This window comes from Kitasatospora sp. NPDC042419 (assembly GCF_056437345.1).
Map to the genome: position 1 here is coordinate 191,892 of NZ_JBWKAW010000016.1, position 15,176 is coordinate 207,067.

At 75.1% G+C, this 15,176-nt stretch carries 14 protein-coding genes; 5 read left to right on the forward strand and 9 right to left on the reverse strand.

Annotated elements, in window-relative coordinates; translation table 11 throughout:
* The 3 genes from bioD to bioB are packed head-to-tail and all read right to left on the reverse strand — an operon-like array spanning window position 1 to window position 3,431.
* Window positions 1–738: a dethiobiotin synthase gene (gene bioD, locus AC067J_RS27180; protein WP_478303443.1), complete on the reverse strand. Its 738-nt coding sequence runs from the start codon at window positions 736–738 to the stop codon at window positions 1–3.
* The gene (locus AC067J_RS27185; RefSeq protein ID WP_478303444.1) at window positions 735–2,039 is read right to left on the reverse strand and encodes an adenosylmethionine--8-amino-7-oxononanoate transaminase; all 1,305 of its coding nucleotides are present in this window, start codon (window positions 2,037–2,039) and stop codon (window positions 735–737) included. Before AC067J_RS27185 ends, bioD begins: the two co-directional genes overlap by 4 nt.
* A gap of 39 nt (window positions 2,040–2,078) precedes the next feature.
* Window positions 2,079–3,431: a biotin synthase BioB gene (gene bioB / locus AC067J_RS27190; RefSeq protein ID WP_478303445.1), complete on the reverse strand. Its 1,353-nt coding sequence runs from the start codon at window positions 3,429–3,431 to the stop codon at window positions 2,079–2,081.
* A 327-nt stretch (window positions 3,432–3,758) separates the two neighbouring features.
* Here bioB and AC067J_RS27195 point away from each other — a divergent pair, with 327 nt between their 5' ends.
* Window positions 3,759–4,490 carry a hypothetical protein gene (locus AC067J_RS27195; protein ID WP_478303447.1) on the forward strand — a complete coding sequence of 244 codons (732 nt, stop codon included), beginning with the start codon at window positions 3,759–3,761 and terminating at the stop codon, window positions 4,488–4,490.
* Between the two features lie 130 nt (window positions 4,491–4,620).
* On the opposite strand, the gene AC067J_RS27200 is transcribed toward AC067J_RS27195, so the two are convergent.
* Window positions 4,621–7,113 (reverse strand): DEAD/DEAH box helicase, encoded by a 2,493-nt coding sequence (locus AC067J_RS27200; RefSeq protein ID WP_478303508.1) that lies wholly within the window; start codon window positions 7,111–7,113, stop codon window positions 4,621–4,623.
* Between the two features lie 94 nt (window positions 7,114–7,207).
* Window positions 7,208–7,372 carry a hypothetical protein gene (locus AC067J_RS27205; RefSeq protein WP_478303449.1) on the reverse strand — a complete coding sequence of 55 codons (165 nt, stop codon included), beginning with the start codon at window positions 7,370–7,372 and terminating at the stop codon, window positions 7,208–7,210.
* Window positions 7,373–7,791: 419 nt separating this feature from the next.
* Between AC067J_RS27205 and AC067J_RS27210 the strand changes: the two genes are divergently transcribed.
* The 3 genes from AC067J_RS27210 (at window position 7,792) to AC067J_RS27220 (ending at window position 10,620) form a co-directional block, all read left to right on the forward strand.
* Complete coding sequence (locus AC067J_RS27210) at window positions 7,792–8,994, forward strand: 8-amino-7-oxononanoate synthase (protein ID WP_478303451.1); 1,203 nt, start codon at window positions 7,792–7,794, stop codon at window positions 8,992–8,994.
* Window positions 8,995–9,389: 395 nt separating this feature from the next.
* On the forward strand, window positions 9,390–9,941 hold the full coding sequence (locus AC067J_RS27215; protein WP_478303453.1) for a hypothetical protein: 552 nt from the start codon (window positions 9,390–9,392) through the stop codon (window positions 9,939–9,941).
* Window positions 9,942–10,083: 142 nt separating this feature from the next.
* A complete protein-coding gene (locus AC067J_RS27220) occupies window positions 10,084–10,620 on the forward strand; it encodes a hypothetical protein (RefSeq protein ID WP_478303455.1) in 537 nt (178 codons plus the stop codon).
* A 62-nt stretch (window positions 10,621–10,682) separates the two neighbouring features.
* Here the strand turns inward: AC067J_RS27220 and AC067J_RS27225 are convergent, their stop codons facing one another.
* Complete coding sequence (locus AC067J_RS27225; protein WP_478303457.1) at window positions 10,683–11,414, reverse strand: alpha/beta fold hydrolase; 732 nt, start codon at window positions 11,412–11,414, stop codon at window positions 10,683–10,685.
* 238 nt (window positions 11,415–11,652) lie between these two features.
* Here AC067J_RS27225 and AC067J_RS27230 point away from each other — a divergent pair, with 238 nt between their 5' ends.
* Window positions 11,653–12,315, forward strand: coding sequence for a hypothetical protein (locus AC067J_RS27230; protein WP_478303459.1), 663 nt, complete (start codon window positions 11,653–11,655; stop codon window positions 12,313–12,315).
* 141 nt (window positions 12,316–12,456) lie between these two features.
* On the opposite strand, the gene AC067J_RS27235 is transcribed toward AC067J_RS27230, so the two are convergent.
* The 3 genes from AC067J_RS27235 to ligD all read right to left on the reverse strand — a co-directional run bounded on the left by AC067J_RS27235 (window position 12,457) and on the right by ligD (window position 15,124).
* Window positions 12,457–13,320 carry an aminoglycoside phosphotransferase family protein gene (locus AC067J_RS27235; protein ID WP_478303461.1) on the reverse strand — a complete coding sequence of 288 codons (864 nt, stop codon included), beginning with the start codon at window positions 13,318–13,320 and terminating at the stop codon, window positions 12,457–12,459.
* Entirely contained in the window at window positions 13,317–13,976 is a 660-nt protein-coding gene (locus AC067J_RS27240) for an N-acetyltransferase family protein (RefSeq protein WP_478303463.1), read from the reverse strand. Before AC067J_RS27240 ends, AC067J_RS27235 begins: the two co-directional genes overlap by 4 nt.
* Before the next feature lie 134 nt (window positions 13,977–14,110).
* The gene (ligD, locus tag AC067J_RS27245; protein ID WP_478303465.1) at window positions 14,111–15,124 is read right to left on the reverse strand and encodes a non-homologous end-joining DNA ligase; all 1,014 of its coding nucleotides are present in this window, start codon (window positions 15,122–15,124) and stop codon (window positions 14,111–14,113) included.
* Between the last annotated feature and the right edge of the window lie 52 nt (window positions 15,125–15,176).

Below are 15,176 nucleotides of genomic sequence, written 5' to 3' on the forward strand. Positions count from 1 at the left end.
TCAGCCGGCCCCGTGCTCCGTGGTGAACCCGGCCGCGTCCCACCGGCCGTACAGCTCGGAGGCCAGCCCGGAGACGGCGACGGCGGGGAAGTCCCCGGCGACGGCGGCCCGTTCGGGCAGCGCGCCGAGCAGCGGGGCGCCGGCGGCGCGCGGCAGGTCGGCCAGGTTGCAGCGGTCGGCGAGGCCGGGGGAGTCGGGCCAGGCGCCGACCACCACGCCGGTCAGCGGCAGTTCGCGCGCGGCGAGCGCCTCCGCCGTGAGCGTGGTGGTGTTGAGCGTGCCGAGACCGGGGGTGGCCACCAGCAGCACCTCGGCCGGCAGCCCGAGGCCGCGCACGGCCTGCGCCTGGTCGGCCAGCGTCCGGCCCTGCTCGTCGTAGCGGACCAGCAGGCCGCCGGCGCCCTCGACGAGCACCAGGTCGTGACCGTCGGCCAGATCGGCCACCGCCTTCGCGACGTCCTCCGCCGCCAGGTACGGCAACCCGGCCCGCCGCGCCGCCGTGTCCGGCGCCAACGGCTCGGGGAACCGGGCGAGTTCACGGAGCGTCAGCGGACCGCCGGCCAGCCGGGCGACCTCCTCGGCGTCCCCCGGCTCACCCGGCGCGACACCGGTCTGTCCGGGTTTCAGCATCGCGACCCGCAGCCCCGCCCGCAGCGCGGCCGCGGCGACGGCGGCGGTGACCACCGTCTTGCCGACCTCGGTGCCGGTCCCGGTCACGAACAGGATCCGGGCGCTCATCCCGCCACCGCCGCCGCCGTCACGGCCGCGGCGATCCGCGCCACGTCCTCGTCACCGGTCACGTACGGCGGCATGGTGTAGATGAGGTCCCGGAACGGGCGCAGCCAGACGCCCTCGCGCGCGGCCGCCTCTGTTGCCGCCGCCATGTCCACCGGATGGTCCAGCTGCACGACGCCGATCGCGCCGAGCACCCGCACGTCCCGCACGCCCGGCAGCCCGGCGGCGTCCGCCAGGCCGTCCCGCAGCCCGGTCCCGATCCGCTTGACCTCCGTCTGCCAGTCCTGTCCGAGCAGCAGGTCGATCGAGGCGTTGGCGACGGCCGCGGCCAGCGGGTTGCCCATGAACGTCGGGCCGTGGGCCAGCACCGGCATCTCGCCCCGGCTGATGCCGTCGGCGATCCCGGCCGTGCAGAGCGTCGCCGCCATGGTGAGGTAGCCGCCGGTCAGCGACTTGCCCAGGCACATCACGTCCGGCGAGACGCCCGCGTGGTCGGCCGCGAACAGCGCGCCGCTGCGGCCGAACCCGGTGGCGATCTCGTCGAAGACCAGCAGCACCCCGTGCCGGTCGCAGAGTTCGCGCAGCATCCGCAGGTAGGCGGGGGAGTGGAACTGCATCCCGCCGGCGCCCTGCACCACCGGTTCGACGATCACCGCCGCCAGCTCGTCCGCGTGACGCTCCATCAACTCGTCGAAGGCGTTCACGTATTCGGCGTCGAGCGGGGCGTCGAAGCCGGCCGGCGGCTGCGCCGCGAAGAGCTGGCCGGGCAGCACGCCGCCCCACAGGTGGTGCATGCCGCCCTGCGGGTCGCAGACGGACATCGGGTGGAAGGTGTCGCCGTGGTAGCCGCCGCGCCAGGTGAGCAGCCGGCGCTTCTCCGGCCGTCCGACGGACTGCCAGTACTGCAGGCACATCTTCATCGCGACCTCGACGGCCACCGACCCCGAGTCGGCGAGGAAGACGTGCTGCAGCGGCTCCGGGGTGATCTCCACCAGGGTGGCGGCCAGCCGGACGGCGGGCTCGTGGGTGAGCCCGCCGAACATGACGTGGCTCATCCGGCCCAGCTGGTCGCGCACCGCCTCGTCCAGCACCGGGTGCCCGTACCCGTGGATCGCCGCCCACCAGGACGACATGCCGTCGACCAGCTCGCGGTGCCCGCCCGCGACCGGCGCGGCCAGCGTGAGCCGGACGCCGGACGCGGACTCCACCACGTACGGGGTGGCGGTGCCGGGCATCGGCCCGTAGGGGTGCCAGACGTGTGCCCGGTCGAGCGCGAGGAGGGTGTCCGTGGACAGCTGGGTCATCGGTCTGCTTCCGTACCGTTCCGTTCGGTGCCGTGGTGGTCAGGCGTTGGGCGCGAGCTCGGTGCCGGCGCCGCGACGGCGGACCCGGACGAGGTCGGTGCGCGCCTCGTCGCCGATGCCCGCGGCCACCTCGACGGCCTCGGCCGCCTCGGCCGCCTCGGCCGCCTCCGCCGCATCGACCGCCGTGACCGGCTCCGCCGCCGGCTCCGCGACGAGCGACCCGCCGTGACCGGCGTGCCCGCCGCACGGGCCGCAGCCGCCGCCCGTCCCGCACCCGCCGGCCGCCGGAGCGCCCGCGGCGTCCGCGGCGTCCGCCGGGGCGGCGCCCGAACCGCAGCCGCCACCGGTGGCGGCGCCCGTCCCGCACCCGCCGCCCGCGACGACGTCCGCCCGGTGCCGCGGCAGGGTGCTCTCGCCCATGCCCTCCACCTCGAAGCCGGCGTCCCGGATCATGTCGAGGTCGGCCTGCCCGGCCTGGCCCTCACTGGTCAGGTAGTCGCCGAGGAAGATGGAGTTGGCGACGTGCAGGCCCAGCGGCTGCATGCTGCGCAGGTGCACCTCGCGGCCGCCGGCGATCCGCACCTCGGTGTCCGGGTTGACGAACCGGACCATCGCCAGGATGCGCAGGCAGCGCTGCGGGGTGAGGTTCCACTCCTTGGCCAGCGGGGTGCCCTCGAACGGGATCAGGAAGTTCACCGGCACCGAGTCCGAGCCCAGCTCGCGCAGCGCGAAGACCACGTCCACCAGGTCCTCGTCGCTCTCGCCCATGCCGGCGATCAGGCCGGAGCAGGCGGACAGGCCCGCGCCGTGCGCCTTCTGCACGGTGTCGACCCGGTCGGCGTAGGTGTGGGTGGTGGTGATCTCGCCGTACGTGCTCTCGGAGGTGTTGAGGTTGTGGTTGTAGGCGTCGGCGCCGGCCGCCTTCAGCCGCTCGGCCTGGTTGTCGGACAGCAGGCCCAGGCAGGCGCACACCTCGACCGCCGGGTCGGCCTCCTTGATGGCCGTGATGGTGTCGGTGATCCGGTCGATGTCACGGTCCGTCGGGCCGCGCCCGCTCGCCACCAGGCAGACGCGCTTGGCGCCGCCGGCCACGCCGGCCTTCGCGGCCTCGGCGGCCTGGTCCGGCTTCAGCCACGTGTACTTGAGGATCCCGGCCTTGGAGCCCAGTCGCTGCGAGCAGTACGAGCAGTCCTCCGGGCAGAGCCCGCTCTTCAGGTTCACCAGGTAGTTGAGCTTGACCCGGCGGCCGAACCACCGCCGGCGCACCCGTCCGGCGGCGGCGACCACGTCCAGCAGCTCGTCGTCGGTGGTGGCGAGGACGGCCAGCGCCTCCTCGCGGGTGGGGGTCTCCCCACGCAGGCCCTTGGCGGTGAGGGTATCGAGCAGATCCATGGGCCTGATCCTGCCTCCTGGCCCTTGAGAGACGCCAGAGGAAACCCACCAGAAGATCCCGGGGAGGATGTGCGAGTTGTCACAGTGTCGAAGCTCACGGTAGTGGTGCAGGTCACGTCGGGTGCGGAGGCGGCCCGCCGCGGCGGACGACGGCCTCCGGAGCCCGCCCCAGTGATCTCCACCACGCGTGACCTGCATACAATCGGCGCCATGACCACGCAGGGGGAGCACACCCCGTCACCCGCGGAGCGACCGGCAGATCGGTCGGCAGAACGGCCGGCAGGCCACACGTCGGAACGGCCCGCCGGGGCGTACCGGGCCAGGAGAGTGACCGCCCGCCGGGCCGTCGGCTGGGTCGTGGTGATCGGCGTGGTCGCGGCCGGAGGGTGGGTCATCAGCCGCCCGATGCCCGGCGACTTCATACCCGGGCTCGGTCCGTCCACCAGGGACGCGACCAAGACGCCACCGGTCGTCGGCGACGCCCCCCGCGCCGTCGCCGACCCCGAGGTCCTGGACGTCGACGCCTACTTCCCCGCCCAGCGGTTGATCGAGGCGGGCGGCTACAAGGGCAAGCGCTCCGGCGCCCGCCGCGGCGACAACTGCACCGAGGTGCTCCAGGACCGGACCCTGGACCTGCTGCGCGAGGGCGGCTGCCGCGGCTACCTCGCCGTCAGCTTCGCCGGCCAGGAGAAGCCGGTGCTCAGCAGTGTCACCCTGCTCCGCTTCGCCGACGCCCCCGCCGCCGCCAAGGCCGCGGACGCGCTGCGCGCCAAGCCCGGCTCGGTGGCCTTCATCCTCCCCGACGCCTCCGCCGCGCCCGCCCAGGCCGCCGGCACGGCCAAGCCCGGCGGCGAGCCGAGGGTCGAACTGGTCGGCCACTACGTGACGGTCACCAGTTCGCGGCCGGCCGACGCCCACGCCGGCTCGCCGAGCCCCTCCGGCCCCGTCACCACCCCGCTCCCGGTCCCGTCCGCCGCCCCCGCCGGCGTCGAGCAGATGCTCGACGAGGCCACCCGGGCGCTCTCGTACACGGCCGGCGCGCCCTTCGTCTGGATGTAGCACCCCGCACGACGGGGCGGGTGGAATCCCTTCCGCCCGCCCCGTCGTGACGTATCGTCAGGTCGTCGTCATCGCTGCCGCCGCCCGCCCGGAAGCGCCTCGGGCGGCCCGGGCGACCCCTGACCGTCCGTCAGCCGCCCAGCCGGTCCACCGCGGTGACCCGCAGGACGGCCCGGCCCTCCTCGTCCGACCCGTACAGGTCGACCTCGGCGCTGATGCCCCAGTCGTGGTCGCCCTCCGGGTCGTCGAAGATCTGCCGGACCTTCCAGGAGGAGTCCTCCTCCTCGATCAGCAGCATCTTCGGACCGCGCGCGTCCGGACCGGTGCCCAGGTCGTCGTACTCCTCCCAGTACCCGTCCATGGCGTCCGCCCAGCGGTCCGCGTCCCAGCCGTACTCGCCGTCCAGCTCGGCCAGGGCGTCGTAGTGCTCCAGCGCGCACAGCTCCACGCGGCGGAACATCTCGTTGCGCACCAGCACCCGGAACGCCCGTGCGTTGGCCGTCACCGGCGCCGGCTTCTCGTCCAGCACCACCTCGGCCGACTGCGGATCGGTCGGGTTGGCGAGCTGCTCCCACTCGTCCAGCAGGCTGGAGTCGACCTGGCGGACCAGCTCGCCCAGCCAGGCGATGACGTCCTTCAGGTCGTCGGTCTTCGCGTCCTCGGGGACGGTCTGCTCCAGCGCCTTGTACGCGCCCGCCAGGTACCGCAGCACGATGCCCTCGGTCCGGGCCAGCTCGTAGAAGCCGACGTAGTCCGAGAAGGTCATCGCCCGCTCGTACAGGTCGCGGACCACCGACTTCGGCTGGAGCCGGTGGTCGCCGATCCACGGGTGCGCCCGCTGGTACACCTCGTAGGCGTGGGTGAGCAGCTCCTCCAGCGGCTTCGGGTACGTGATCTCCTGGAGCCGCTCCATCCGCTCCTCGTACTCGATGCCGTCGCGCTTCATCTCGCCGACGGCCTCCCCGCGTGCCTTGTTCTGCTGCGCGGCGAGGATCTGGCGCGGGTCGTCGAGCGTCGCCTCGACCACCGACACCACGTCCATCGAGTACGAGGGCGAGGTCGGGTCGAGCAGCTCGAAGGAGGCCAGCGCGAACGTCGAGAGCGGCTGGTTGAGCGCGAAGTTCTCCTGGAGGTCCAGGGTGAGCCGGACGATCCGGCCCTCCGGGTCCGGCTCCGGCAGCCGCTCCACCACGCCGCCCTCCAGCAGCGAACGGTAGATGGCGATCGCGGTGCGGATGTGCCGGCGCTGGGCGGCACGGTCCTCGTGGTTGTCGGTGAGCAGCTTGCGCATCGCCTCGAAGGCGTTGCCCGGCCGGCCGATCACCGAGAGCAGCATCGCGTGGCTCACCTTGAACCGGGAGACCAGCGGCTCCGGGTCGGCGGCGATCAGCTTCTCGAAGGTCTCCTCGGACCAGCCGACGAAGCCCTCCGGCGCCTTCTTGCGGACGATCTTGCGCTTCTTCTTCGGGTCGTCGCCCGCCTTGGCGACGGCCTTCTCGTTCTCGATGACGTGCTCCGGGGCCTGCGCCACCACCTGGCCCACGGTGTCGAACCCGGCCCGGCCGGCGCGCCCGGCGATCTGGTGGAACTCGCGCGCCCGCAGCATCCGCACCCGCTGGCCGTCGTACTTGGACATCGCCGTGAACAGCACGGTGCGGATCGGCACGTTGACGCCCACGCCCAGCGTGTCCGTCCCGCAGATCACCTTCAACAGGCCCGCCTGGGCGAGGCGTTCGACCAGCCGACGGTACTTCGGCAGCATGCCGGCGTGGTGCACGCCGATGCCGTGCCGCACGAAGCGGGACAGGTTGCGGCCGAACTTGGTGGTGAAGCGGAAGTTGCCGATCAGCGCGGCGATGGCGTCCTTCTCCGCCTTCGAGCACATGTTGATGCTCATCAGCGACTGAGCCCGCTCCACCGCCTCCTTCTGCGTGAAGTGCACGACGTAGACCGGCGCCTGGCCGGTCTGCAGCAGCTCCTCCAGCGTGTCGTGCATGGTGGTGCGCCGGTACTCGTAGAACAGCGGCACCGGCCGGGTCGCGTTGCGGACCACGGTGGTCGGGCGGCCGGTCCGGCGGGTCAGGTCCTCCTCGAACCGGCGCACGTCGCCGAGCGTCGCCGACATCAGCAGGAACTGCGCCTGCGGCAGCTCCAGGAGCGGGATCTGCCACGCCCAGCCGCGGTCCGGCTCCGCGTAGAAGTGGAACTCGTCCATGACCACCTGGCCGATGTCGGCCCGCTGGCCGTCGCGCAGCGCGATCTGCGCCAGGACCTCCGCCGTGCAGCAGATGATCGGCGCGGTCGGGTTCACCGACGCGTCGCCCGTCATCATGCCGACCTGCTCGGTGCCGAACATCTTGCACAGGTCGAAGAACTTCTCCGACACCAGCGCCTTGATCGGCGCGGTGTAGAACGTCCGCTGCCCCTCCGCCAGCGCCGCGAAGTGCGCGCCCGCGGCCACCAGGCTCTTGCCCGAGCCGGTCGGCGTCGCCAGGATCACGTTGTTCCCCGACACCAGCTCGATCAGCGCCTCCTCCTGCGCCGGGTACAGCGAGATCCCGCGCTCCTCCGCCCAGGCGGCGAACGTCTCGTACAGCGCGTCGGGCGTGGCGGGCTTCGGCATCAGATCAAGGAGGGTCACCCGGCTATCTTGCCTGCTCGCCGCCGCCCCCGGCAAAGCCCGGGCCCGCGGCGAGCGCGAGGCGGACACCCCCGGCTCACCCCTCGGGCACGGCGGGCGGGTGCTCGGGGAGGCGCACGTCGGGGCAGCCCTCCTGGCGGACGGCCTCCCGGGCGGTCCGGAAGGCCACCTCGACGAAGATCCGCGCGCGCTTCCGGCGGACCAGGTCGGAGAGGCCGCTGTCACCGAGGACGGAGATCACCCGGTGGACGTCCTCGGTCCCGCCCCGGCGACCGCTGTCGCAGCGGACGAAGACGATCGGACGGGGACCGGAACGCGGCCACGCGGCCGTCCCGCCTCCGAAGTCGAGCTTCCTCGAACTCCTCGAACCGGAACCGCCGGCGTCGGTTCCGGCCTGCCGGATCATTCCGGGGTCGGCCTTGACGGCCGGCCCGCCACCGCCCGCGGGGGCGGCACGGTGACCGGTGCCCGGTTTCCCCGCGGCAGCGGCCGCGAGGTCCGGGAACTGCTTCTTTCGCCGCTTCGGAGAGATTCCCGGAGCTGTCTAAGAGCCACGGATTCTCCTCGCGTGATCGCGGTGAACGGGGAACGAACGGACGGCCGGGTGTGTGCGCAGGCGCACATTGCCCGGTGCGCGCGGGGCGTGCCAGAGTGCCGACCATGGTCCACCGCACCGCGCCCGAGGCGGCCGCCCCGCCCGCCGTCGCCCCCGCCGCCGTCTTCGACTGGCTCGACGAGACGGCCGAGCAGCGCGCCCGGGCCGGGCTCACCCGGACGCTGCGCAGCCGGCCCGCCGAGGACCCGGTGCTCGACCTCGCCGGCAACGACTACCTCGGACTCACCCGCCACCCCGCCGTCACCCGGGCCGCCGCCGACGCCGCGCTGCGCTGGGGCGGTGGCGCCACCGGCTCCCGCCTGGTCACCGGGACCACCGCCCTGCACACCGAACTGGAGGGCGAGCTGGCCGAGTTCTGCGGCGTCGAGGCGGCCCTGGTGTTCTCCTCCGGCTACACCGCCAACCTGGCGGCGCTCACCGCGCTCACCGACCCGGACACCCTGATCGTCTCCGACGCGTACAACCACGCCTCGCTGATCGACGGCTGCCGGCTCGCCCGGGCCGACGTCCACCGCGCCCCGCACAGCGACCCCGCCGCCGTCGCCACCGCCCTCGCCGAACGCACCCGGCGGCGGGCCCTGGTGGTCACCGACTCCGTCTTCTCGGTCGACGGCAACGCCGCCCGACTGCCCGAACTCGCCGACGCGGCACGGTCGTTCGGCGCCGCCCTGCTGGTCGACGACGCCCACGGGCTCGGTGTCCTCGGCCCCGGCGGCGCCGGCGCGCTCGCCGCCGCCGGCCTCGCCGGAGCACCGGACGTGGTCGCCACCGTGACCCTCTCCAAGTCGCTCGGCTCCCAGGGCGGCGCCGTCCTCGGCCCCCGCCGGGTGATCCGCCACCTCACCGAGACCGCCCGCACCTTCATCTTCGACACCGGCCTCGCCCCGGCCGCCGCCGGGGCCGCGCTCGGCGCCCTGCGCCTGCTGCGCGCCGAACCGCACCGCGCCGACCGCGCCCGCGAGGTCGCCCGCACCCTCGCCGACCGGCTCACCGCCGCCGGGCTGCACGCCTCCACGCCCGACGCCGCGGTGGTCTCCGTCCGGGCCCCCGGCCCCGAGGCCGCCGTCGCCTGGGCCGCCGACTGCCGCCGCGCCGGGCTCGCGGTGGGCTGCTTCCGCCCGCCGTCCGTCCCGGACGGTGTCTCGCGCCTGCGCCTCACCGCCCGAGGGGACCTGACGGACGGGCAGATCGCCGACGCGGTCGCGATCATCGCCTCGCTCGCCCCGGTCGGCGCGCTCGCCGTCTGACCCGCCCGCACGTCCGCACGCCCGCACGCCCGGGGCCGGTCCGGCGCCCGCTGTGCACGCAACCGCTCCCGGTCGTACGGCGTCCTGGATCCGGGACGGCACGGGTACCGGACGGTCCGGCGCCGCGCGGCGTCCGCGGGTGACCAGGGACGGGGGAGCGGTGGACGCGGACACGACTCGGGGGAGCACCGGCGGCGCGGCCGGCGGTGACGGTGGGACCGCCTACGGACCGCCGCCGCCGACGGCGGCCCAGGACCAGGCCCGGGCCCAGGACGGCGACGGCTCGGGTACCGCCCCCCGTCGCCGACGAGGTTTCCGACTCGGAGCCCGACTCCGAGTCCGACTCCGAGTCCGAGCCCGGCCCCGGCGCCGTCGCCGACGCGGTGCCGCCCGCCGTGCCGCCCGCCCCGCGACGGGGGCGGGCCCTGGTCGGGTGGCTCCTCGGCAGAGCCGCGCTGATCGCCGTCGCCCTGGGCCTGTTCTCGCTCACCTGGCTGGCGGTCTCCGTCGCCGTCCCGCACCTCGGCTACTCGGCGGGGAGCAGCGGAGTCCCGGGCCGGTACGCCATCGACCGCTGCCCGGCCGAGCTGTCCGCCGACCAGCGGGCCGCGCTGCCGCCCGGAGGCTGCGACGGAACCTTCACCCCGGCGGGAGGCGAGCCCACGAACCGCTACGCACTCGACAGGGGAACCTCGGTCGACGTCGGCGTCATACCGGTGCGCTGCGGAGGGGGCGTGTGCCACGAGAGCGGGTTCAAGGCGACGGTGTCCTGGCTGGCGATGCTGGTGGCCGGGCTGGCAGCGGTTCCGGCCGGCGGCTTCCTGCTCGTCTGTGTCGTCAGCGACCCACTCGCCGGCCGCCTCCTCACGCCCACGGGCGCCACCGTCGGGTCGATGCTCGGGCTGGCCTCCGTGCTCGCCATGATGAACGGCCGGGGCAGCGCCTGACAGCCGGACCGAAACCGGAGGGCCGGCGGCGGCGTCCCAGCCGAGGGGCGGCGAGACTCGGCTCGCCGGGCCGAACGGACAGGCCGACGGGCAGGCCGAGCAGTCAGGCCGAACGGTCAGGCCGAACGGGCAGGGGGCGGAGATGGATCCGGATATTCGGCGCGCACTCGGCAAGGTGCTGGTGCCGGCCGTCGCGGTGCTGGTGCTGCTGGGCCTCGGCGGCTGGGGCGTCGCCCGGGCGGGAGACGGCCTGGCCTACGCCACCGGGCTCGCCGGCACACGCGGCGCACTGGTCGCCGACCGGTGCCTGCGCACCGACCCCGCCCGGCCGGTCCAGGGCACGACCGGCGACTGCCGGGGCACCTTCTTCCCCGACGGCGGCGGACAGGCGAACGAGCACGCCTGGACCGACTGGAAGATCGCCACACACGAACGCGTCCCGGTCTCCTGCACGAGCGACGGCGCGTGCCGGCTCGCGGGCACCGCCGGGGTGCTCTACTGGCTGAGCATCCTGCTGCTGGCCCTGGCGGCCTTCCCGGTCGCGGGGTTCGTCGCCGTCCACCTGCTGCTGCGCCCGCGGGACCGCTCCCAACGGCGCCGGGTCGCCCTCGGGATCGCCGCCGCCGTGCTGCTGGTCGGCGCGTTCGCGACCTTCGTCGGCGCACTCGCCGCCCGGTAGCGCCGCAACCGGGACGTTCCACACCGTGGGCCGGCAGCCCGGACCGGGCTGCCGCGCCCGGCTCAGACCTGGGCCGGGAGGCCCTCGGCGAAGCGGCGGACGGCGCCGGTGAACGCCTCGGGGTCGTCGAAGTTCGCGAGGTGCCGCGCCCGTGGGATCAGTTCGATGCGGGCCTGCGGGTGTGCACGGGCGAACTCCCGCTCGCCGGACCGGAAGACGAGGTCCCGCTCACCGTTGAGGATCAGCACGGGCGCCGTCACGTGACGCATCGAGCCCGCGTCGAAACGGCCCAGCACCTCGCCCCAGGCAGCGGGCAGGGTGTGGAAGGCATAGCCGCTGCGGATGGTGGGCCCGACGACGTGCGGAGGGTACAGCCGGCGCAGCATCCGGTCGTTCCACCGGGTCAGCCGCTCCGCCGGCACGCGGGGGACCAGCCCGGCGACCCAGCGGTACGGCACCGCCCAGGGGCCGTACGTCGGGGCACTGGCCCCCGCGAGCACCAGCCCGCGGAGGCGTTCGGGGCTGCGCCGCGCGAACTCCAGCGAGGCGTACCCGCCCAGGGAGTGCCCGACGACCACGGCCGGCCCGCGGCCGAGCTCGTCCACCGCTTCGGCGATGACCTCCGCCGCAGCGTCGAGGCTCCACGGCTGCGCCGAGCGGGCGCCGTGGCCCGGCAGGTCGACCGCGGTCACCGGGAAGTCCTGCTCCAGTACCGCGAGTTGCGCAGCCCACTGGGCCGCACTGAACCGCGTCCCGTGCACCAGCACGATCGGTGGCACGTCGTCTGTCCGCATGGTTCCTCCCCGGCCGGCGCTCCCTTGATCGAACTCTACCCGCAGACCCCTCGGCCCTCCCCGGCCCCGTTGACCCCATCGGCCCCGTTGGCCCCATCGGCCGCTGCGGGCTCGTACGGCCAGGGGTTCGGAGAGCTGTCCGGCCGCTCAACCGGGCGGCGGGGCACCGGGGTTCGGCGCGCCAACGGTGGGCATACTCGGCCCCGTCGGCCGGAGCCGGAGGAGGGGAGGGGCTGCCATGAGCGAACAGATCGTGACCGCGCTGGTGTCGGGGCTCGTGGCACTGGCCGTGGCGGGCGTCGGCGCCGCGCTGACCCTGGCGCAGCAGCGCCGGGAGCGGGCGCGATGGCTCACGGACCTGAAGTCGGGCTGGGCGATCGAACTCCACCGGGCCCGCCTGGAGTCCTACCCGGAGGTCTTCCGCATCCTCGGGAGGCTGTCGCACGGTTCGGGCACCCGGGTCACGCCCGAGCTCGCCGGAGAGGTGGCGCTGGAGCTGAACGGCTGGTTCTACGCGCAGGGCGGGATGTGCGCGACGGCCACCGCGCGGGGAGCCGTCCTCGGACTGCGCTCGCGCTGCCGGCAGTGGGAGGAGGTCGGCGGCCGCCGACCGGACGACCTCTACATGTGGCGGGACCTCGCGGTGGCGTCCCTGCGGCGGGACCTCGACCTGCCCGGGCTGGAGTCGTACGACTTCAGCCCCGGCTCCACGATGCTGGACGAGCTGAGGCGTGACCTGGAGTCCACCGGGCAGGGCCCGCGCGCCGGCCGTCGCCGGGCGACGGTGTTGGCGGTGTCGTACGGGCCCGCCGGTCCGCGTCCGGCGCGGCGGCGGTCGGTCGCGCCCGGCGGGGCGGCGGAGGGACGGGCCGGTACCTCGGGCGGGCCGCCCGCCGGGTGAGGTGCAGGAGGTGAGGGCAGCCCGACCCGCGCTGCCCGCCGCCGCCGTCCGCTGCACCGCCGCCGCCGTCCGCTGCACCCGACGCCGCCGCCGTCCGCTGCGCCGTCCGCTGCGCCGCCTGCTACGCCGCCTGGCGCGCCGTCAGATCCCGGCCAGCTCCCGCAGGAACGCCGTCTCCGCGTCGCGCCGCCCGGCCGCCACCCGCGGGGCGGCGATCAGCACGGCCGCCGCGCGGCACCAGGCCAGCACCCGTCCGGGGTCGGCGCCGGGCACCAGGGCGGCCAGCTCGTCGATCCGCGACGCGAGGGCGGTGGTGTCGGTGACGCCGTCCAGCGCCCAGTCGACCAGGTCGAAGTCGGGGTCGCCCAGACACGGGCGCGGGTCGATCGCGACCGGCCCGGACGGCCCGAGCAGCACGTTGGCGGGGTGCAGGTCCCCGTGCACCAGCGTCCGGGGGCCGCTCGCCGCCAGCTCGCGGGCCGGCTCCCACACGGCCGCCGGGACCAGCCCGGGCGCGCGCCGCTCCGTCAGGCCGACGAGGAACTCCACCCGCTCGGCCAGCGGCGGCAGCGCCACCCCGTCGACCGGTGCCGACCGCAGGCCGGCCAGCATCTCCGCGACCTCGGACGGGCGCCAGCCGCGCTCACGCAGCGTCGTGCCGGGCGCGACGTCCGCGAGCAGCAGTGCGCAGGCCTGCGCGTCGTGGTCGAGCAGCGGCACCACCGGGGCCGAACCCGACCAGGCCCGCAACGCCGCCGCCTCCTGGGCCGCCACCTCCGGGTCCGGCGTCAGCTTCAGCCACACGGTGGCGCCGTCCGCCGCCCGTGCGCAGCGGAACACCCGCGCCGTGCCGCCCCCGCCGGCCGCCAGCACCGTCAGGCCCCAGCGCCCCGCCAGGTCGGCGACCAACGACGGCAGGTCCGCGCACCACGCGTCGGCGCCCGGCCCGAACCGGACCACCAGCCGGGCCCGCACCTCCTCCGGCACCACCGCGAGCCCGCTCACGGCCGCCCCACCACCAGCAGCACCTCCGCGCCGACCGGCCGGTAGCCGGCCGCCTGGAACGCCCGGACGCTGGTCGCGTTGCCCGGCGCCTGCTGCGACCAGAGCCACTCGCCGTCCGGCACCAGGTGCCGGGCCGAGGCCGCGAGCGCCCGGCCCACACCGCGCCCGCGCGCGTCCGGCGCCACCTCGATCGAGCACTCCCAGCGCCCGGCCACACCGCGCCCGAGCACCAGCACCCCGCCGTCGGCCTCGAAGACCCGCACGTCCTCCCGGTAGCGCAGGGCGCGCACCACGCGGGGGTGCTCCCGGTCGGCGACCGGCTCCAGCGCCAGCGGCGGCTCGCCCGGCAGCCGGCCGGCCACCGTCAGCAGGTCGATGTTGCCGACCTCCCGGCCGGTCCGCTCGGCGAACGCGGTCAGGAACGGCGGGCACAGCGGTGCGGCCAGCGGATCGCTCGGCACGGCGGCCAGCACCTCGTGCACCCATGCCGGGTCCTCGTCCGTGAACACCACCGCGTGCGCCGAGAACGACAGCACCCCCGCGTCCCGGCGCGACGGCTGCGGCAGCACCGTCACCGACCCGTCCGACGGCGGGAACAGTCCGCCCGCCGCGTCCGCCAGGATCTCCCGCAGCCCCCGCACGCCCACCCCGTCCACGCCCCTTCGCCCCGTCCGTACCCGTACCCGTGCGCGCGTCCGTATCCGGACCCGCGCCGTACCCGCACCCGTGTCCGTACCCGAGCCCGCGCCCGGTGGATGATCTTCGTGGGGCGAAAGCCTACGTGACCACGTCAGGCGTCCTTCCTCCGCGCCCGGCTCGGCTGGACCCGGGTCGGCTCCCCGGCCGCCTTCGGATGGTCCGGCGGATACGGCAGCTCGCCCATCCCGTGGTCCGTCACCTGCCGCTCGTACAGCTCCAGCAGCCCCTCCAATCGGAACGCCTCCCCGTCCATCCCCGCCTGGAGGTCCCCGAGTTCGGCGAACCGGCCGGGCACCGTCCGCAGGTCGAAGTCCTCCGGCAGCACCTCGTCCACCTCCTCCCAGCGCAGCGGCGTCGACGCCGTCGCCCGGGGCCGCGCCCGCAGCGAGTACGCGGACGCGATCGTGCGGTCCCGCGCCATCTGGTTGTAGTCGACGAAGATCCGCTCGCCGCGCTCCTCCTTCCACCACGCCGTCGTCACCCGGCCCGGCAGCCGCCGCTCCAGCTCCCGGCCCAGCGCGATCACCGCGTGCCGCCCGTCCGTGAACGTCCACTCCGGGACCAGCGGCACGTACACGTGCAGCCCGCGCCCGCCCGAGGTCTTCGGCCAGCCGCGCAGGCCGTGCTCCTCCAGCACCGCCCGCAGCTCGTGCGCCACCCGCGCGGCGTCCCGGAAGTCCGTCCCCGGCTGCGGGTCCAGGTCGATCCGCAACTCGTCCACGTGTTCGGTGTCCGCCCTCCGCACCGGCCACGGGTGGAAGGTCAGGCACCCCAGATTGGCCGCCCACAGCACGGCGGCCGGCTCCGTCGGGCAGATCTCGTCCGCCGACCGCCCGCTCGGGAAGGCGATCCGGGCCGTCGGCAGCCATTCCGGCAGGCCCTTCGGCGCCCGCTTCTGGTAGAAGAACTCGCCCTCCACCCCGTCCGGGAACCGCTGCAACGTCGTCGGCCGGTCCCGCAGCCCGCGCAGCACCCCGTCCGCGACCGCCAGGTAGTACTCGGCGACGTCCAGCTTGGTGAAGCCGCGCTCGGGGAAGTACACCTTGTCCGGGTTCGAGAGCCGGACGCTGCGCCCGGCGACATCCAGTTCCACGGCAGAGCCCATGCCTCTCACGCTAAGCGCGCCCCGCGCGCCGCGCGCCCCGAGGCCCGAGGCC

Coding starts and splice junctions, on each gene's coding strand:
- AC067J_RS27225 (WP_478303457.1), bottom strand. CDS start 11,414: ATGCGGACAGACGACGTGCCACCGATCGTGCTGGTGCACGGGACGCGG.
- AC067J_RS27210 (WP_478303451.1), top strand. CDS start 7,792: ATGGTCCACCGCACCGCGCCCGAGGCGGCCGCCCCGCCCGCCGTCGCC.
- AC067J_RS27220 (WP_478303455.1), top strand. CDS start 10,084: ATGGATCCGGATATTCGGCGCGCACTCGGCAAGGTGCTGGTGCCGGCC.
- bioD (WP_478303443.1), bottom strand. CDS start 738: ATGAGCGCCCGGATCCTGTTCGTGACCGGGACCGGCACCGAGGTCGGC.
- bioB (WP_478303445.1), bottom strand. CDS start 3,431: ATGGATCTGCTCGATACCCTCACCGCCAAGGGCCTGCGTGGGGAGACC.
- AC067J_RS27200 (WP_478303508.1), bottom strand. CDS start 7,113: ATGCCGAAGCCCGCCACGCCCGACGCGCTGTACGAGACGTTCGCCGCC.
- AC067J_RS27230 (WP_478303459.1), top strand. CDS start 11,653: ATGAGCGAACAGATCGTGACCGCGCTGGTGTCGGGGCTCGTGGCACTG.
- AC067J_RS27185 (WP_478303444.1), bottom strand. CDS start 2,039: ATGACCCAGCTGTCCACGGACACCCTCCTCGCGCTCGACCGGGCACAC.
- ligD (WP_478303465.1), bottom strand. CDS start 15,124: ATGGGCTCTGCCGTGGAACTGGATGTCGCCGGGCGCAGCGTCCGGCTC.